The 17075-nt window shown below is 55.9% G+C and carries 18 protein-coding genes and 1 pseudogene; 10 read left to right on the top strand and 9 right to left on the bottom strand.

The features are described from left to right. Positions 1–622 precede the first annotated feature (622 nt). From AC2FIB_RS19865 to AC2FIB_RS19850, 4 genes are all read right to left on the bottom strand, one after another. Positions 623–1747, bottom strand: a complete 1125-nt coding sequence (locus AC2FIB_RS19865) for an SLC13 family permease (RefSeq protein ID WP_496737232.1) — start codon at positions 1745–1747, stop codon at positions 623–625. Then, positions 1689–1931, bottom strand: coding sequence for a hypothetical protein (locus AC2FIB_RS19860; protein ID WP_282121201.1), 243 nt, complete (start codon positions 1929–1931; stop codon positions 1689–1691). The genes AC2FIB_RS19865 and AC2FIB_RS19860 overlap by 59 nt, the downstream gene beginning before the upstream one ends. Positions 1932–2176: 245 nt before the next feature. After that, positions 2177–2623: a hypothetical protein gene (locus AC2FIB_RS19855; RefSeq protein ID WP_496842657.1), complete on the bottom strand. Its 447-nt coding sequence runs from the start codon at positions 2621–2623 to the stop codon at positions 2177–2179. After that, on the bottom strand, positions 2620–3045 hold the full coding sequence (locus tag AC2FIB_RS19850; RefSeq protein ID WP_282121130.1) for a hypothetical protein: 426 nt from the start codon (positions 3043–3045) through the stop codon (positions 2620–2622). Before AC2FIB_RS19850 ends, AC2FIB_RS19855 begins: the two co-directional genes overlap by 4 nt. Before the next feature lie 326 nt (positions 3046–3371). Between AC2FIB_RS19850 and AC2FIB_RS19845 the strand changes: the two genes are divergently transcribed. From AC2FIB_RS19845 to AC2FIB_RS19815, 7 genes are all read left to right on the top strand, one after another. After that, a complete protein-coding gene (locus tag AC2FIB_RS19845) occupies positions 3372–3641 on the top strand; it encodes a hypothetical protein (RefSeq protein ID WP_299665506.1) in 270 nt (89 codons plus the stop codon). Between the two features lie 43 nt (positions 3642–3684). Then, positions 3685–4071 (top strand): hypothetical protein, encoded by a 387-nt coding sequence (locus AC2FIB_RS19840; RefSeq protein WP_282121132.1) that lies wholly within the window; start codon positions 3685–3687, stop codon positions 4069–4071. Further along, positions 4068–4274 (top strand): hypothetical protein, encoded by a 207-nt coding sequence (locus AC2FIB_RS19835; protein WP_298854938.1) that lies wholly within the window; start codon positions 4068–4070, stop codon positions 4272–4274. The genes AC2FIB_RS19840 and AC2FIB_RS19835 overlap by 4 nt, the downstream gene beginning before the upstream one ends. A gap of 996 nt (positions 4275–5270) precedes the next feature. After that, on the top strand, positions 5271–6404 hold the full coding sequence (locus AC2FIB_RS19830; RefSeq protein ID WP_233494631.1) for an N-acetyltransferase DgcN family protein: 1134 nt from the start codon (positions 5271–5273) through the stop codon (positions 6402–6404). Continuing rightward, positions 6401–7519, top strand: a complete 1119-nt coding sequence (locus AC2FIB_RS19825) for an alanine/ornithine racemase family PLP-dependent enzyme (protein ID WP_282170941.1) — start codon at positions 6401–6403, stop codon at positions 7517–7519. Before AC2FIB_RS19830 ends, AC2FIB_RS19825 begins: the two co-directional genes overlap by 4 nt. A gap of 165 nt (positions 7520–7684) precedes the next feature. After that, the gene (locus AC2FIB_RS19820; RefSeq protein ID WP_282121136.1) at positions 7685–7822 is read left to right on the top strand and encodes a hypothetical protein; all 138 of its coding nucleotides are present in this window, start codon (positions 7685–7687) and stop codon (positions 7820–7822) included. Between the two features lie 338 nt (positions 7823–8160). Then, a complete protein-coding gene (locus tag AC2FIB_RS19815) occupies positions 8161–8349 on the top strand; it encodes a hypothetical protein (RefSeq protein ID WP_496842656.1) in 189 nt (62 codons plus the stop codon). A 78-nt stretch (positions 8350–8427) separates the two neighbouring features. Here AC2FIB_RS19815 and AC2FIB_RS19810 read toward each other — a convergent pair whose 3' ends face one another. Beyond that, complete coding sequence (locus AC2FIB_RS19810; RefSeq protein ID WP_496707542.1) at positions 8428–9162, bottom strand: Crp/Fnr family transcriptional regulator; 735 nt, start codon at positions 9160–9162, stop codon at positions 8428–8430. A gap of 154 nt (positions 9163–9316) precedes the next feature. Here AC2FIB_RS19810 and AC2FIB_RS19805 point away from each other — a divergent pair, with 154 nt between their 5' ends. From AC2FIB_RS19805 to AC2FIB_RS19795, 3 genes are all read left to right on the top strand, one after another. Beyond that, on the top strand, positions 9317–9559 hold the full coding sequence (locus AC2FIB_RS19805; protein WP_282121138.1) for a hypothetical protein: 243 nt from the start codon (positions 9317–9319) through the stop codon (positions 9557–9559). 30 nt (positions 9560–9589) lie between these two features. Beyond that, positions 9590–10819, top strand: a complete 1230-nt coding sequence (locus tag AC2FIB_RS19800) for a fatty acid desaturase (protein ID WP_496707540.1) — start codon at positions 9590–9592, stop codon at positions 10817–10819. A gap of 248 nt (positions 10820–11067) precedes the next feature. After that, on the top strand, positions 11068–12840 hold the full coding sequence (locus tag AC2FIB_RS19795; RefSeq protein ID WP_496842654.1) for an SLC13 family permease: 1773 nt from the start codon (positions 11068–11070) through the stop codon (positions 12838–12840). Here AC2FIB_RS19795 and nhaA read toward each other — a convergent pair. The 4 genes and pseudogenes from nhaA to AC2FIB_RS19775 form a co-directional block, all read right to left on the bottom strand. After that, positions 12837–14192 carry a Na+/H+ antiporter NhaA gene (gene nhaA, locus AC2FIB_RS19790; protein ID WP_282121140.1) on the bottom strand — a complete coding sequence of 452 codons (1356 nt, stop codon included), beginning with the start codon at positions 14190–14192 and terminating at the stop codon, positions 12837–12839. The two genes, AC2FIB_RS19795 and nhaA, sit on opposite strands and share 4 nt — an antisense overlap. Positions 14193–14542: 350 nt before the next feature. After that, positions 14543–14893: a class I SAM-dependent methyltransferase gene (locus tag AC2FIB_RS19785; RefSeq protein ID WP_367180567.1), complete on the bottom strand. Its 351-nt coding sequence runs from the start codon at positions 14891–14893 to the stop codon at positions 14543–14545. A 66-nt stretch (positions 14894–14959) separates the two neighbouring features. Further along, entirely contained in the window at positions 14960–15511 is a 552-nt protein-coding gene (locus tag AC2FIB_RS19780; protein WP_299665490.1) for a recombinase family protein, read from the bottom strand. A 130-nt stretch (positions 15512–15641) separates the two neighbouring features. Continuing rightward, a pseudogene (locus tag AC2FIB_RS19775) lies at positions 15642–17039 on the bottom strand (Tn3 family transposase); the annotation flags it as partial. Positions 17040–17075: the final 36 nt, after the last annotated feature.

Below are 17075 nucleotides of genomic sequence, written 5' to 3'. Positions count from 1 at the left end.
GGAGGAAATGGTGATGCCCGCAGGTGGCATTCTTTACCCGCATAGCCCTGAGTTCGATCGGTTTTTGCTAGCTTTCGTTGGTGAGGATCGGAAGGGCAATGCTGTTACGGTACTTTCGGCCCTTGCAAGGCTAGAACTCGAACCTTGGGAAGAGGCAGATCCCGATTTATTGGATGCTGATTGCACTCATGGGCGCTCTGATGCTTGCGCGGATCTTTTATCTGGCTCAAGCGGGCTAACCTGCGTCAGTACGAAGGCGCTCTGAAATCCGTTAGGTGACATGTGTCCGCTGTGTATTTGGTTGGCATTTTTTTTGAGTACCTGAGGGGCGCGGGGAACATGGAGCTCCCCAAAAGGGCTGTATGAGTCTCGTGCTTCTTATTCTCGGACCGTCCAGGAAAGGACATTCCAATGAATGATGAAGACCAGAGTCTGGAAAACCACACCGTCAAGCACATGGCCTCCGTCAAGGCCGCTTGGGACAAAGCGCCTGAAGGTCCAAAAAGGCGACGACATTGAAACACTATGCCAAGGTATTAGTCTGGTAGCCAACAGGCGTAGCAAAGTTTGTACTCGCCCCAAGTATCACCGCAACAACAAAGGGCCGCAGGTCAATGCCGTACTATTCGGCAGGGCCGATTGCGAACGGGGTCACCACGACGGCAACAGCGTTATTGGTGACTGCTTCGGTCAGCACCAAGGACAATAGGTAGACCGCAGCAAGCGTTACAATTGGAGGCATTCCGTCTAGTGCCGGGGTTACGCTTTTGACGATCAGGCCAACGGCCCCAGAGTTTTGAAGACCTATCCCCACAATCAACATTGAGAAGATCAGGACAAGAACACCTGCGTCGATGGAACTCCAGGCCTCGTTGCTGTCGATGCACCGCAATACGAGGATGGTCGCAATGGCGATGAGAGCAAGCACACTGACCTCGGCTATCCTAGCGGCTGCAAGGACCACGACCACACACCGCGCCAGGAGAGCGAGCGGCGCTTTCTCGCGGCGGAAAGCGCGGCCTCCGGCATCCGTGATCGCTGCGAGATCGCCAGCCTCGGTCATCTGCGCAAAGCCTTCAAGTGTTCCCTCCAAAAGCAGCGTATCAGCCGGACGCAGGAGTGCCGTTGACAAGTCAGGTCCAATTGTTTCCCCGTGCCGGTGGGCGCCAATAACGCGCATGCCATAGCGAGTTGGGCAAATTCGCACACCACGACTTCGACGGGAAAGGGTAACGATAGCCTCAGCGACTATCAGGTCGATGACGGTCTCGGGGACTGGTCCTTGACGCAAACTAACTTCGCTACTTTCGATCCTACGGAGGGTGAGGAGTTCCGATGTCGTCACCTTGGCAATGATCTTGTCACTTGGCTCGAGAACGTGCTCATTCAGGCGATCGCGCTTTACCCCGGATCGCGACCGGACACCAATGATCTCCATGCCTCGCCGGTTCAGGTCAAAAATTCCGCCCATGCGCTGACCCACGCCCAGATAATCCTCCCACGGACGAAGCTCTGTGAAGAAGGCTGTTTCATTGTCTGCGCCCAGTCGTGCAATATCCCCGCGATCGGGCAAAAGAAAAGGCCCGAGCATGAGTAATGCCAAACCGCCCGTGGCTGCCGCAACCAAACCGACCGGAATAATTTCGAAAATTGAAAGGGGCTCGATTCCCGATGCCTGCGGCACACCATCAACCAGCAAATTGGTTGTATTCCCGATAAGTGTGCAAGTTCCTCCAAGAACCGCCATGTATGATTGCGGGATCAGCAGGCGTGTTGCGGCAAAAAATGAGGCTTCGCGCCAATCGAATGGCCACCGGGATTAAGACAATGACGACCGGCGTGTTGTTCATCATCAAATCTGAGGCGATTAGGTACAAAGCCAATATTTGGGCAGCTATCAGAAAGACCGAAAGGAAATCGAGTATCAACATATTGGTTTTTCCTTTCACAATGCGCAGTGGCTGGTGCTTTGGACCCGATGCAAACACACTCCTTCAGGAAAGGAGGAGGACATGCCCGAAATCTGCGAGATCGACGCCCACAGATTGCACTGCGCCGGTGCTCGAACATGACAAGGCATTTAAAACCTGCACAGGTCGTACCAGCAGTTATTTTCTTCATCTCTATCAACTGTCGCCGATCTGCAAACCTTGTTTCAGCCCGCGGATTGGACGGATCAGGACCAAACGAATTTGGTGAGCAATTCAGTCGGGATCACGGGTGTTTGCTGGTGCGAAATCCTAAGCCAATTGTCCTCATCTTGCAAATATGTGGACGCGCAGAGTGCCTCATAGATCGGCACGCCGGCCTTCTCGGCCGAAACGCGATACGCGAGCATTGCAATGCTGCCGCGAAGCGTCGTATTGCGGTCGGTCATCACAACAGATCGCCAGCCTGTATTCCGTTGCAAGTGGTCCCAGACCTGTTCGCCTTGAAGGATGCCGGGCGGAAAGGGAAAGATCATGACGGCGTTCTGTGCAGTCGTCGCGCACGCGCTATCTAGACCACTAGTCCAGAACCTCTCCTCAAGGCTCCAAAGGAACGCGTCTTCGATCGCCGACGTGACCTCAGGTCTCTCAATCGATCGCCGGTGGTCCACGGGCGCTTGATGGGCAGAGGTCATTCGTCTGATCCTGGCGAATTGATGAACAGCATTTGTATCAGGACGAAGACGATCGCGAGTATCGTCCAGATTGCACCGCTGGACACCAAGCGACCATTGGCAACTGTCGAGCTCACCCGCGTCAGAGGAGTTACTCGTGGGCTTTCCGGAAGCAACAGGCTCAATTCCTGCGCGACGGCATTGTGGTCCTGCTTTAGCTCGGGAACGTCCCTGAATTTCGAAAGGAGGATCTCAAGCCGCGCGCAGGCTTCTTCCCGCCGCAACTTCACGAGTTCGGCGGTTTCGTTCCAGGGATCGAGGCCAAGACGTGCAAGCGCCGAGAGAACCGTCACGACATATCCGTTCCGGTCTTCGCCGACAGGTGCATAGAGAAAGCGTTCGAATTCAGGTGGGCGAGTACCCAGTGCTTTGTTTTCAGCCATCTTTATTCTCCTCTTTTATTGACGGTCAGCTCTTGACCAGTACGCACCGGGCAAAACGAAGTTCTGGACGCACACAGGTGGAGCATTTTCAGATTTAACCAATTTTACGCGATCGCTCGTCGCGGTGCCCTTACACAGGTCAGTCCAGTTGGCGGTCCAGGGGCCTTCGGTAGATTGCATTCCGGTGGCCGAGACTAACATGCGTCAGCGCCCGTCGAATGATCATGAGATACAAGGAGGGAGTTCGTTCGACCATGTAGCCCCTGGAACCTGGTGGTGAGTGACAATGGCGCGGGAAAGACCCGCAGACAGTCTGGAGGTCGGGGATGAGCACGCGATCGTCGAGATCGATGGTGACTTTTGCCAATGCGTTTGTATTGCCGGGCTACTCGGACGAGCTGGCCGCAGGCGAATATGAAATCGTCGTCGAAGAAGAGCTTTTGCAAAGCCTCAGCTTTGAGGCCTTTCGCCGGACTGCGACCTACTCGGTCGTCCATGGGAAAGGGAGCCAGATTGGTCGCACCGAACAGCGTCCAATTACCGAGAAAGACCTAGAAACGGCGCTGCGCCGGGACCGGCGCATTGACCCAGACTGAAAAATGATAGCGAGGCGGCGCTTTCTCCGCTAGAGGATTCGAAATGAACACTCCTGAATGGCTGAAACCTAGCATCTATGGGGCCGTGATCGGTGCGGTCTTTGTCGGTGTGGTTGGATTTTCATGGGGCGGTTGGGTGACTGGCGGAACCGCAGATACCAGAGCGACGGCGATGGCTCGAAACCAAGTCATAGCGGCGATGGTGCCGGTCTGCCTCGATATGGCACGCGTGGATCCGGATCGGGTTGCACATATTGACACTATTCGAAAAGCCACAACCTACAAACGCCGCGATGCCGTCATGGAGACAGGCTGGGCAACCATTCCGGGCACGGATGTTCCGGACCGTGACATCGCTCAAGCTTGTCTTGCCGGCCTTGACGTCGACAAGCCGCCGGAACGCGCGGAAAACACGGTGGAAAAGGGATGAAACATGCCACACCAAAACCGTTGGCTGAAATGGCGCTGCAGAAGCTGTCTTTTGTGATGACGATGGCCGTTCAATCAGCGGAACTGACGGGACACCCTATCCAAACTATCGAGAACGAAGACGTGCCACCACTACGAGACGAACGGCCTGAGTCGTGGCGCACCCAACAGGACCTTAACAGGGCAACTGAAACCCAAGAATAAAAGCCGATGCCATTAGGTCAGAAGGGAGCCAGTTATGACACCTAGAAAATTGCCCAAAAAGAAACCGTCAGAACGGCTTTCGGTAAGAATGTACATTCTGGCTGGTATCTTCGCGTCATTCGCATTCCCTGTGTTCGCACAATCTGCAGACGCCCTCATGCCTGAGAATGCACACTCCAGGAGTTACGGGGACGGATGGGAATGCGACCGATCCTACCGGATCGAAGACGACCTTTGCGTCGCCATTATAGTCCCTCAGAATGCTTACGCAACAAACAGGACCTATGGCAGGGGCTGGGATTGTTTGCATGGATTTCTAGAAGAAAATGGCCTGGCTTGTGTCGAAGTACCCGTACCCGAAGGCGGATATCTCGCCTCTTCAGGAAAAAGTTGGCGGTGCCTGCGCGGCTTCGTGAAAATTGACGAGACTTGCCTGGAAGTTGCAGTACCTGACAACGGGTACCTGTCGGGCGAGTCTTATGGTGATGTTTGGGTTTGCAATCGGGGCTATCGGGCCGAAGGTGAGATTTGTGCCCCAATCATGGTACCAGCCAATGCCTTTCTGAATGGATCGTCTTATGGGCAACCCTGGACATGCGAGCGCGGGTACTTCCAGCGAGTTGGCGCTTGTGAACCGGTTATTGTTCCCGAGAACGCTTACTTTGACGATGCCTCCCATGGACAAGGTTGGAAATGTGACCGCGGGTATGCGGAAACTGCCAGTGGATGCGTTTTCATAGACTTACCGGCCAACGCCCACTTGGACAGGGCCGGAAACCGCTGGGAGTGCCACCGAAATTTCCAGCGATCAAAGGGCGTTTGCGTTCTGAACAACTAACGCGAAGCCTGCTGATCCCAAATCAGGCGTCACTTCGTTGACCCTGGTGGCTTCATTGTCCCGGGTTTGGCTCGACATAGAAAGGAACAGACATGAAAACGGAAGATCATTTAGCGCAAATGAAGAGACCGGTCGCAAGAGCAGCACAGGCGCCGCCGATGGAACTCTCAATTTGTCCAGATAACCCTCCTAAGATAATCTCTTATGACGCTCCAACCGCCACCGTCTATTGTGAAGGGAATTTCGGCAAGACTGACGGCAAGACTGCAAACGGTCTAGTCCGGTTTTCGCAGGTCTTTCGTGTTCTGTCAGTAATTGACAGCACTCTAGAAGGGCGTGACAGCGGCGAGGTTCTCGATGGTATCGACAACGGCATTCCAGTGCATGGCGATCTTAGCGCGGCCATCGCTCACGAAGCGGTAGCCCCAGACACTCTGATCTATGGAATGGCACCGTCCAGTGGTACATTGTCCACGGCAGACAGAGGCGTTGTTCTGGACGCGATTTCGTCAGGCATGAATATCGTCAGTGGGCTACACGAATATCTCGGCGACGATCTCGAAATTGGCTCAGCCGCCCAGTTTGGATGTGTTACCATTCGGGACATTCGGAAGCCGCAACCTAGCAAGAACATGCGTCTGTTTGACGGCTGCGTTGCAGATGTTGAAGCGATCCGTATCGCTGTGTTGGGCACTGATTGCGCAATCGGAAAGCGGACCACGGCAACTTTGCTGGCGAATGCCCTGAATGAACGGGGGATCAAGACGGTTTTGGTCGGAACCGGTCAGACCGGCGTGATGCAGGGAGCCAAGTATGGTATTGCCTTGGATGCAGTGCCGCCTCAGTTCTGCTGTGGCGAGCTTGAGCGTGTCATTGTTGCGGCATCCGAAAAGGAACAACCAGATGTCATCCTAATTGAAGGCCAAGGCGCGCTCAGCCATCCGGCTTTCTGCACATCAGCATTCATTCTTCGCGGTAGCCAGCCACACGCCGTCATTCTGCAACACGCCCCCAAACGGACCCACCGTTGCGATTTTCCCAACATGCCGATGCCCGATCCGCGCCTCGAGATAAAACTTATCGAAGCTTTCGCCAAAACGAAAGTGATTGGTGTCACGCTCAATCATGAAGGAATGACGAACACCGAGGTGGAAACAGCCATCAGGGGCTTTTCACGCAACTTCTGTCTCCCAGTGACTGACGCTCTGCTCCGACCAGCGGCGCACTTGGCAGAGTTGGTTCTTTCTGCCTATCCCCAGTTGCGGCCATTGCCGCGTGTGGTTGCCGAATGACGACGCCGCGGATCGAAATCGACTTGTGCAAGATCCGCCAGAATACGCGCTTTCTGGTGGACCGTCTTGCTTCGCACGGGATCAGTGTGACAGGCGTGACAAAGGCTGTTTGCGGTGACCCAGCCGTCGCCCATGCCATGCTAGAAAGCGGCGTTTCCCAGTTGGCCGATGCCCGGGTCGCGAACGTAAAGCGCATGCGTTGCGCCGGCATCATCTGCCCAATATCCATGATCCGCTCTCCTTTGCTGAGCGAAATCGATCAAATCATCGAGACCTGTGAAACCAGTTACAATACAGAGATTGACGTTATCGCGGAACTTTCCGCAGTCGCGCTACGCAATGGCGAGGTGCATGGCGTTATCTTGATGATTGAGATGGGAGATATGCGCGATGGGATAATGCCAGAAGATCTTGAGCGTATCGCGACATTGGTGATGAAGATGCCTGGCGTAGCTCTCAAAGGTATTGGTGCCAACTTCGCCTGCCTGGGCAACATTGCTCCAAACGCTGATGCAATGGATGTCGTAACGACGCTCGCATACGAAATCGAGGGCGCTTGCGGCCCATTTCTTGAGACCGTATCAGGAGGCAGTTCCGCCAATTTACCTTGGGCTTTGGATCTACCGACAAAGGGGCGTATCAACGAACTGCGCCTGGGCGAGGCGATCCTGTTGGGCACCGATCCCGTTTCCGGCGAGCAGATAGATGGGCTTCATACAGATGCGTTCACTCTTGTGGTCGAGGTGATCGAAACAAAGTTCAAGACAAGGCCCTTTCCCTTGCGTCTGATTGATCCGGCTCTTTTGGCGTTGCGTCTTGTGCAGGATAGTTCCAGCAAGTCCCGTTCGGTTCTTGCTGTCGGGCTGCAGGACACGAATGTTGGCGGGCTGAGCTTTCCTACGGACATCACATTTGTCGGCGCGACGAGTGATCACACTGTCACTGAAACCTCCAAATGCGCTTTGCAGGTTGGGGCCGAAATCAGGTGTCAGTTGAACTACGGTGCGCTCATGAGGGCGATGAACGCGACCGATGTCGAAAAGGTCTTTGTCAGTGAAACAACTTGGAACGGAGCTGTGATAGAACCGGATCGTGTGCATCCAACGGTGATATAGGCCGATGAGCTCAAATTGAGGCAGCATCAAATCACGATAGAGGAACCGATCTCTTGGTAGCCCATAGTAAATCGGGTCTCCAACACCTATATGTGCACTAGCCACAAGTGAATTTTATGTTCCATCGCGAGTTCGAAATACTTGTTGGCAATCAAAGGAAAAAGCGTGTCTTTCAAGGATCTGACGATCAGAGCGGCAGCGTTGCTGAATTCGAAGGCTGCTGAAGACTCAGAAGTCGAACCCAAACTCAAACCTGCCTTCATCGGCCCGGAACAGGTCAAGTCTGACCCCAAGAAATTATGAAAATCCGGTAGGTCTGAACGGTGTCGTCACGTTAACCGTCGTTCGGTTGCCGATGATATGATTTGGACGTAGGTGACATTGATGAATTCAACATCCATCAGCTACAAGCGTCACCGATTTCCCCCTCAGATCATTACCCACGCGGTGTGGCTTTATCCCAAGCTAACCTGCGTCAGTATTGCGGGGCGGAGAAGATGAGTACATGGCTTCGTGCCTGCCGAATCTCCGGCGGCACTCATTTCCGAGCAAAATAGAAGCGCGTGAAGCGTGCGGTTCTTGAAACGAGCCGCATTGCCCAGCGTTTCCTATTCTCGGAATGTCCAGGAAAGGACATTCTAATGACGCCTGAACAAACCAATATCACCGAGAAGATGACCTCGGTCAAAGCAGCTTGTGACAAAGCACCTGCCGGTCCCAGAAAGGATCGGGCGCTGGAACACTACCAGGCTGCCGAGAAAGCGCACGAGGCGAATAACTACGACGAGACGGACAGGGAACTCAACGCGGCTGCAGAAGAGATTATCTGACTTATCTCGTCTTATTACTGACTTATCTCGTCTTAGAAGAAAATCAGGCCGCCCAAGTTTAGCGAAGGGCGGCCTCCTTCATTTCAAAAGTGAGCCGGTCTGATCCAGATACGCCGTATCGAAACCTGAAATGGCCACCAATCCGTCATAGTCGTCGAACGTCACGCGGCCGTCCTGAAAGGTCAGCAGCCGTTTTTCGCGAAGCTGCCTCAAAACACGGTTCACATGGATGGCGCTTAAGCCGAGTGCATCAGCAAGATGGTACTGCGTCAAAGGGCAAGCGAATCCTTTCTTGCTCCCCATTCCGACCAACCTCAGCCGTTCCGCCAGTTCCAAGAAGAAATGCGCCATGCGCGAATCTGCGGCGCGTCGGCCAACCCCAACGAGGTGTTCGACGACCATGGCTTCGTCCCGTGATGCTGCCCAGAGAACGGCTGCCGCCAGGCGAGGCGTTTTCTCGAATGCTTCCAGAAGGTCGCCCCCCAGAACCTCCACCGCCTGAATGTCCGTGACCGGTTCGAAACTGTGGTCGGAGGTGCGCAGAAGGACGCTGCGCAATCCAAGAAAATCCCCTGGTATCTGGAAGTCTACGATCTGTCGGGTTCCATCCGGCTGAAGCTTGTAGGAACACACCCAACCAGCGGCCAGAATGTAAGCGGCCTGATCCGACTGCCCCTGATGCACAAGATCACGCCCCGCGGTGAAGGAACGGCGGCGCAGATGCAAACGCTTCAAAACGTCCAATTCATCGTCAGACAAGGCGACGAAGACTTGCAGCTTCCGTGTCAGCGGGCTTTCAAAGATATCCGTCATCGGGGCCTCACAAGCCGGAAAAGCTCCAGGCGCAATCGTGCAGAGACTGCTTTCGGTTAGCCCAACATAGCCTTTTTTCTGCGAAGATGCTTGTGATAAGCGAGGCCGCCCGGTCGCGCGTTACTTTAACCGTTACCTGGAAGGAAGTCACAAAATGCGTAGCGAACAGGACTTCTCGGGAATGGCGGCCCTCGCAATCTGCGAGTCGATGCTGCTGGCGATGAACGATCACAAGCTTCTCGCAGAACGTGAGATCATGGGTATCCTTCGCGATGCTGCAAAGACGCATGAAACCGCGGCTGTAACTGATGGAGAGATAGAGGCGCATCGGTCCGTGGCGGTTCTCATCAACCGGATCATTGCTAGCGGGAACTCCGTTCGGAGGCCGCCGGGATGACACATAATTTCAGCGAGATAGATATCGCCCATGCCGTTTTCGTCCAACTCGAATAACGCACGGGGCCAACAGCCCGACCAGCAGGACATGCCGGGTAGCATGGGCCACCAAGACGGTAGCATCCAAACCGACATGCAGACTGCCGGATCTGCCTCGACCGCGCGGCAAGCGCGGGTCCAGCCAGGACCCTTGCCCGTCACGGGCGGGGCACCCAGCGCGGGATACCCCTCCGGTGTAACCGGTCCAAGACAGGAAGAGGCGCGGCTGACCGCATCAGACTGGACACGAACCCTGATGAAGTACCGGCAGCCAATCCCCTCTCGCAGTATTTTCGAACTGACGGTCACGCTCGCGCCTTTCGTGGCAATATGGGCGGTTGCCTGGTGGGTGCTCTCGATCAGCACCGCGTTGGCACTGGCTCTCGCGTTGGCGAATGCAGCCTTCCTGCTCCGGCTGTTCATAATCCAGCACGACTGCGGGCATGGTTCCCTGTTCCGCGACCGGCGTCTGTGCGATTGGATCGGTCGCGTGATCGGCGTTATCACGCTGACACCCTACGACGTCTGGCGCAAGACCCACGCGATCCACCACGCCACGAGCGGAAACCTGGACCGGCGGGGCATCGGAGACCTGCCGGTGCTGACAGTCAGGGAGTACCGCGGGAAGGGATGGCCCGATCGTACGCTTTACCGCCTGTTACGCCATCCGGTTTTCCTGTTCGGGGTGGTGCCGTTCTACACGTTCTTCCTGCACAACCGGCTGCCAGTACACCTGATGCGGTCCGGCTGGCGCTACTGGTTGAGTGCGATGGCGACAAATGTTGCCATAGGCCTCACTCTGACAGTGATTGTCTTGCTGGGCGGTTGGGAGGTAATGCTGTTCGTCTTCCTGCCGACGATGCTTCTGGCCGCAATAGCCGGCATGTGGTTTTTCTACGTGCAGCATCAGTTTGAGGAAACCAGCTGGCGGCACGAGGAAGACTGGAACATCCGGGACGCGTCCCTTCACGGCAGTTCGCACTACGCTCTGCCCGGCATCCTGCGCTGGATCACCGGGAACATCGGAGTCCACCATGTGCATCACCTGGCCAGCCGCATCCCGTTTTACCGTTTACACGACGTGGTCAAGGATCACGACGTCCTGGCACAGACCAGACGCATTACGCTTTGGGAAAGCTTCCGCTGCGCGCGACTGCACCTTTGGGATGAGAAAAGCCGCAGATTGCTGTCGTTTGCAGAGGCCCGGGCACTTCCCACCTGAGCCTTGCGTAATATTGCCACTGGTCAGTGAATTGGTGCGTTGGATAGGAAACTGGGAGCACCTCAATAGGACATTTGTTGCTCCACGGACGGCCACATCTGCGTCAGTAGGGTTTCTTTCTGAGCCAGTATTGTCGGGACAATTGGGCTGATTATTCAGTTGTCGCTCTATTCAGGAAGGTGGATGCTGCGACCGGCATATCGTCAGCGGCAAAGGTATGAATGAAGGAGGGCGGACAGATTGAGCTCATGGCCGACTATGAACCCTATCTTGCGCTCGCAATTGTCATCCTTCTGTTCGCAGCATTTCTTTCCGAGCGCTTCGAACCGGACGTAACCGCTGCGGGGGCCGCCGCGCTGTTTGTCGTATTGGGGTTTGTCCCCACGAATGAAGTTCTGGCAGTGTTTTCGAACCCTGCACCCATAACGATCGCCGCGATGTTCGTAATCAGCGGCGCGCTGGTCCGAACCGGGTTTCTCGACGCACTTGCGAACAAGGTTGTCGCCGCAGGGAGCAAGCGCCCGGTCGCCGGTATAGCGGCGTTTCTCATCGCGACGCTAGTCGCCTCGGGTCTGATTAACAACACGCCGGTCGTCATCGTCCTCATACCGGTGGCCATTCGTTTGGCGCAGAGCCTGGGCTTTGCCGCGACACGCCTGTTGATTCCGCTATCCTACATGTCCGTCCTGGGCGGGACGTGTACTCTGATCGGCACGTCGACCAACCTTCTGGTGGACGGCGTTTCCCAGGCGTCTGGCTTGGAACCGTTTTCAATTTTCGAGATCACACCGGTCGGTCTGGTGGCCGCGGCCACAGGCGGTGTGGCGCTCCTCCTGCTTGGACCTGTCCTACTGCCGGACCGAAAGGATATTGCGGAACAGGGCGGCGACGATAAAGCGACTTTTTTGACCGAGGTACGCCCGCAAGAGGACTACCCGAATATTGGTCGAACGATTCATGAAATCGCCGCCCTCAGCCGAAGAGGTGTTGAAATCGTCGGCATCCGTGCGCGGTCTGGAGTCAAGAGAGAGGGATTGAGTGAACACATACTCGAACCGGGCGACAGGATCATTGCCAAGGTTGCGACATCAGAACTGCTCACCCTCAGGAAACTTGAAGGGATCGAAGTCGGGTTGCGCCAGGGGCCAGAGGCCGAAAACACCTCGGAGCTGATCGTCGCCGAAGCTATCGTGACGCTTTCACGCCGAAGCCGCGGAGTGCGCATTGCCCAGCTTGCCATGGGGCACCGATACGGCATGCGTGTTCTTGGCGCCCACCGACATGGGGAAGTGCTTGGACCCGACCTGTCGACGGCGCTTTCGCGCCCCGCCGATACACTGCTTTTGGAAGGAACGCCTGAAGGCTTTGCCCGAATGACCGAGGCGGGCGATCTTGCCGCGATCACAGATGCCGGGGGGCGCGCCTTCCGCCGCGGGAAAGCGCCGCTAGCTCTGTTCGCGCTTTTCGCGGTTGTGGCGCTCGCCGCAGCCGGGTTCGCCGAGATCAGCGTGCTTGCCCTTGTCGCGGTCGCTGCCATCCTCGTGCTCCGGTGCATCGACAGCGGCGAAGCCTGGGCGTCCATCGACGCCAGCGTCCTTGTGCTGATCTTTTCCATGCTAATCGTCGGAAGCGGTATGCAGAATGCAGGAGCTGTCAACCTGATCGTGGAGACATTGGTGCCGACTCTCGTAGAGTTGCCCCTAATTGTTACGCTCGCTGCGATCTACATACTGTCTTCGGCGCTCACCGAGGCGGTTACCAACAACGCCGTTGCCGTCGTCGTTACACCTCTCGCGATCGGTGTTGCGGAACAACTCGGTGTCGACGCAAAGCCGTTCGTCGTCGCTGTGATGTTTGGCGCAAGTGCAAGTTTCGCCACTCCGGTCGGCTATCAGACCAACACATTGGTATATGGCGCAGGGAACTACAGGTTTTCCGACTTCCTCAGGATCGGCGTTCCGATGAATCTTATCGTCGGCGCAGCCGTGGTCGGGGTGATCCCGGTATTCTTCCCATTCTAGGGTATCCGGTCTTGATCTGCGGTACTTGTAGCGCATTTTGCGCGCGCTGCATGAATTGTCAGCAGGAGCAGCATGAGGATCCCGACCGTTGCGGCAATAGCTGATCCTGAGAGAATTCCAAGCTTTGCGGCATTCAGCGTCGCCGGATCGAAGGCCAAACCCGCTATGAACAGCGACATCGTGAAACCGATACCAGTTAGAAACGAGCCGGCCAGAATTAACGGCCCCGACAGGCCCGGCGCTAACACTGCCAGGCCCAATCGGACAGCTAGCCAGCTGAACCCGAAGACGCCGATCGGTTTTCCTAACACCAGGCCGACAATTATCGCTAAGGAGACCGGTTGTTCGAAATCGGCACCCTGAACCGTGATGCCGGCATTTGCCAGCGCGAAGATCGGCATGATTGCAAAGCCGACCCAAGGGTGCAGCATTGTCTCGAGCCGTTCGACTGGCGAGAGTGCCTCCGTGACCGCTCTGCTTGCTTGACGCAGGTTATGGCGGGTTGCGGTACCTCCCTGCTGCCGATAGCCGGCCGGAACGGCGCGTAGGCGCCCAAGGATTGCATGCAGCCGGGCATCGCTTACCCATATGCGCGTCGGCGTCATAAGGCCCAGAATGACCCCTGCGATGGTCGCGTGAACGCCGGAGGCGTCGATGCATAGCCAGACTGCCGCACCGAGCAGAAAATAAACCGGGACACTTCTGATCCCGACGCGCGAGGCGCCTGCGACGATACCAATTCCCAGCAGACCCAAACCGAGCGCCGACCAGTTCAACGCTTCCCCGTAACCGAAGGCGACTACGAGAATTGCGCCGATATCGTCAAAAATGGCCAGAGAAAGAAGGAACAGACGCAAGGTGGACGGGATCCGCCTTCCGAAAAGCGCCAGGCACCCAATCACGAACGCCGTATCGGTTGCCATCACGGTTCCCCAGCCGTGCGCCCCGGGCTGCCCGGACATCAACAAATGATAGAGCGCGACCGGCACCACCATGCCGCCCAAAGCGCCCGCGAACGGCAGGGCGGCCTGTCGCGGGTTTTGCAATTCGCCCAGTACGATCTCGCGCTTGAGCTCCAGAGAAAGCACGAAAAAGAAGAGGGTCATCAGCCCGTCGTTGATCCAGTGTCGCAGCGAGCGGGTGAAATCGAACGAACCGAATGTCAGGCCAATAGGGGTCTTCCAGAAGCCCAGGAAGCCTTCTTGCCAAGGCGAGTTTGCCAGCGCCAAAGCCAGCAGAACAGCCAGGAACAGGAGCCCACTCGCGGCCGCTTGGATCTCTAGGAAGCGTGCGAAGGGTTTTGTTATTCTATCGGCGGGCTCTTGGGGCAGGCTTTGATGATTGTCTATCATGGGACAACTACGCCAATTCGGGTGAAAAGAGACTACGCCATTGAAGCGTGGACGCAATGACCACGTGGATCAATGTCTGGCTATGCAGGAGCCATCCACGCAGGATATTCACCAGCAGGTTTTTCAGTTTCTGAGAAACAGACAATGCGGAAACGGTTGATTAGGCTTCACAAATTAAGGAACAGGTTAGCATCCGGCATTCATGAAGCCCCGGAGTTGGTTCTTTGTCATTTCCCCGCGAACGGCTCCGAACAATAGCTGGATCGTCACCAGAAGTCGTTTGTCAGACTTCGGTGCTTCGGCTCTTTCCTTGAGCCAGCTGTGACTTTCCAAAGTTCAGTCCGCTTCACTCAGAATTTTGAAACCAGCGGCCAATAGATGCGTGGACATTTCCTCGGGTGTCGCGAGATGACTGATCGAAGGTTCTGAAGCCTAAGGTGCCGGATACAAAACTCACCGCCTTCTCCCTGCAAAATGTCATAAATTCTAAACCTTGCGCCGGATTTGAGAAAACGTCGCGCCTCGGCATAGACCGTAGCCTTTTCCGGGACGTTCATAGCGACGTGAACTGGAACCGCACCATCGAAATGGCTGTCGGGAAAAGAAAGGTCTGTTGAATCACCCTGAAGGAACACGGTTTTGTCGCTCAAGTTGACCCCTTCCGAAATCTCGTTTGCCGCATCGTATAACTCTTGCGTCAAATCCAACTTCCTTGGCCGGTATCTTCGATCCGAAGACTTCCACCGCGCGAAACGCGAAGGGCTGGTTCAGACGTCTGTATCAGCAAGCGCCCGGTATACGGTCATTCTTGAAATCCCTAGTTCACGCGCGATCTGGGCTTTTGCGGTGCCCTCGCTCGCCAATCGCCGGATTTCCTCATCATCTACGGATTTCCGCCGCCCCTTGTAGACACCTTTACCTTTGGCGGTGTCGATCCCAGCACGCTGACGGTCGCGGATAAACTTCAGCTCCATATCGGCGACCATACCGAGAACGGTGATGACCATGCGACCCATATCTCCGGCGGTGGTTACGTCCGGTTCAAGAACACGAAGTGATGCGCCCTTGGCGTCCAGCTCATATACCAAGTTCAGCACGTCACGCGTGGAACGACCGAGGCGATCTAGGCGATGCACAACCAGCTCATCCCCTTCGCGCAGAAATTCTATCACTGTAGCCAATTCAGAACGGTCATCACGGGAAGCACCAGAGACTGTTTCGGATCGAACGATCTCACAGCCTGCTGCTCTCAGCGTGGCTTTCTGGATATCAAGATCCTGGCTTGATGAGCTGACGCGAGCATATCCAATCTTGGGCATAGCAAATTGTCACATTAGGGTGGTTCCCACTCTGATAATGTAACAATATGCTGTTGACTACTCATTTGTGACATCTTGGCGTGCCACATCACCCTGTCTCCTGCGGGTGTACCCTTTTGTGACGCACGGATCAGGCGGCCATTGCTCCGAAGTCGATCCGCTTGTGTAGGTCAACATCGAACCGGCCATAGGGATTGATGTGGGAATAGATCAGTGGCGTGAGACCGTGGTAATCCCGCTCAGACAGGCGGGTTGCCCATCCCGGTTCTGACAACACGGATTGCACCATGCGCGTGTTTACATAGACAAGGGATGCCTGAAGCAGATGCAAAGCATGGGCGGAGATTTCCTGATCGGCAATCCGGTTGCTGGAAATCTCGCCGCCTTTGCCAAAGAACACGAAACCATTGGCGCTGTTCCAGTTCTCCACCACATTCAGCCCTTCATGAATCTCGCGGCGGAAATCCTCGGATCGAAGATAACGACATAGAAAGATGGTCTTGATCGCTCGCCCGAGCTCAGCGAGAGCCTTATAAGTTGGATGCATCACATCAGCGCGGGCGAAACGACGCAGGATGGCTTCCGGATCGGCCGTGCCGTGCTGCATGGCCGAAGCGTATTTGACCATTTCGTCGTACTGTCTTTCGATCTCGGCCCAGTCAACAGTGCCGGACAGGATCGGTAGCAGGTTGGGCAGTTGTCCCCGCATTGCGGAATTCGGTAAGGCCAGCTTTTGTCGGGCGATGGCCTTCAGACGCGGGGCCAGTTCGAATCCAAGAAGATGACAGAAGGCGAAGCCGATGGCACTTTGGCCGTGGCTATCAACATACTGGCGCTGGATCTCCATGTCGGTGCAATGGCGCAGAACCCCTTCGATCATCGCGGCCACTTCGGATGATGAGCAGCGTTTCAGCTGGGAATAAATACAAGTTGCCTGCCGTTCTACATGCCAATAGATCATGACACCGCGCCCGCCATAGCGTGCGTGCCATTCGGTCATCAGATTGCGATCCCAGGCTCCGAACTTGGTGGAATCCGCCGCGCAGGCGGTTCCCGCATTGCCCCAAACTGACGGATTGCGAACCGCCAACGTGGCATCTGCAACCTTGGCCGCCGCTGCCCGAAGAGACGCGGGATCGACGTAGCGGCGACGGATATGCAACAGCTCATCATAGCTGATTTCCGGCGTGCCAGCAGCTACACGTTTCAAACCGGCATTGGTGCCCAGGCCGTAGAGGCAAAGCAGCAGGCGTTGATCCCGAATATTACGCGGCAGTGCTTCCCGGCTGGCCGACGTTTCAAATGCTCCCAGAAAGCCTGTGTCCAGCGCGGTTTCCTTCAGCGCATCCAGCAGCCCGGTCATGGGCCACCGTCGACTAATCTCTGATTTAAGGCCGATCAATCCTTTTGGTTCTGGTGCCGGGGTGAAAGGTGTAATGCTAATGCGGTTGTCGCCAGACCAGCGCAGGCGCGCCTTGTCATTGCTGGGCAGCGAGGCGTTGAGTTGGCGCAACTCATACTCCAACTGGGATGTGTCGCAAACTTTTTGTCTGGATTGACGAGC

The organism is Ruegeria sp. YTSA072 (assembly GCF_059610285.1).
The sequence above is the reverse complement of the archived record's forward strand: the minus strand, read 5'-3'. Positions and strand labels throughout refer to the sequence as shown.

What these genes read in the sequence shown, in the direction of transcription:
- AC2FIB_RS19865 (WP_496737232.1), bottom strand. Translation starts at nt 1,747, where the DNA reads ATGGCGGTTCTTGGAGGAACTTGCACACTTATCGGGAATACAACCAAT.
- AC2FIB_RS19860 (WP_282121201.1), bottom strand. Translation starts at nt 1,931, where the DNA reads ATGTTGATACTCGATTTCCTTTCGGTCTTTCTGATAGCTGCCCAAATA.
- AC2FIB_RS19855 (WP_496842657.1), bottom strand. Translation starts at nt 2,623, where the DNA reads ATGACCTCTGCCCATCAAGCGCCCGTGGACCACCGGCGATCGATTGAG.
- AC2FIB_RS19850 (WP_282121130.1), bottom strand. Translation starts at nt 3,045, where the DNA reads ATGGCTGAAAACAAAGCACTGGGTACTCGCCCACCTGAATTCGAACGC.
- AC2FIB_RS19845 (WP_299665506.1), top strand. Translation starts at nt 3,372, where the DNA reads ATGAGCACGCGATCGTCGAGATCGATGGTGACTTTTGCCAATGCGTTT.
- AC2FIB_RS19840 (WP_282121132.1), top strand. Translation starts at nt 3,685, where the DNA reads ATGAACACTCCTGAATGGCTGAAACCTAGCATCTATGGGGCCGTGATC.
- AC2FIB_RS19835 (WP_298854938.1), top strand. Translation starts at nt 4,068, where the DNA reads ATGAAACATGCCACACCAAAACCGTTGGCTGAAATGGCGCTGCAGAAG.
- AC2FIB_RS19830 (WP_233494631.1), top strand. Translation starts at nt 5,271, where the DNA reads ATGGAACTCTCAATTTGTCCAGATAACCCTCCTAAGATAATCTCTTAT.
- AC2FIB_RS19825 (WP_282170941.1), top strand. Translation starts at nt 6,401, where the DNA reads ATGACGACGCCGCGGATCGAAATCGACTTGTGCAAGATCCGCCAGAAT.
- AC2FIB_RS19815 (WP_496842656.1), top strand. Translation starts at nt 8,161, where the DNA reads ATGACGCCTGAACAAACCAATATCACCGAGAAGATGACCTCGGTCAAA.
- AC2FIB_RS19810 (WP_496707542.1), bottom strand. Translation starts at nt 9,162, where the DNA reads ATGACGGATATCTTTGAAAGCCCGCTGACACGGAAGCTGCAAGTCTTC.
- AC2FIB_RS19805 (WP_282121138.1), top strand. Translation starts at nt 9,317, where the DNA reads ATGCGTAGCGAACAGGACTTCTCGGGAATGGCGGCCCTCGCAATCTGC.
- AC2FIB_RS19800 (WP_496707540.1), top strand. Translation starts at nt 9,590, where the DNA reads ATGCCGTTTTCGTCCAACTCGAATAACGCACGGGGCCAACAGCCCGAC.
- AC2FIB_RS19795 (WP_496842654.1), top strand. Translation starts at nt 11,068, where the DNA reads ATGGCCGACTATGAACCCTATCTTGCGCTCGCAATTGTCATCCTTCTG.
- nhaA (WP_282121140.1), bottom strand. Translation starts at nt 14,192, where the DNA reads ATGATAGACAATCATCAAAGCCTGCCCCAAGAGCCCGCCGATAGAATA.
- AC2FIB_RS19780 (WP_299665490.1), bottom strand. Translation starts at nt 15,511, where the DNA reads ATGCCCAAGATTGGATATGCTCGCGTCAGCTCATCAAGCCAGGATCTT.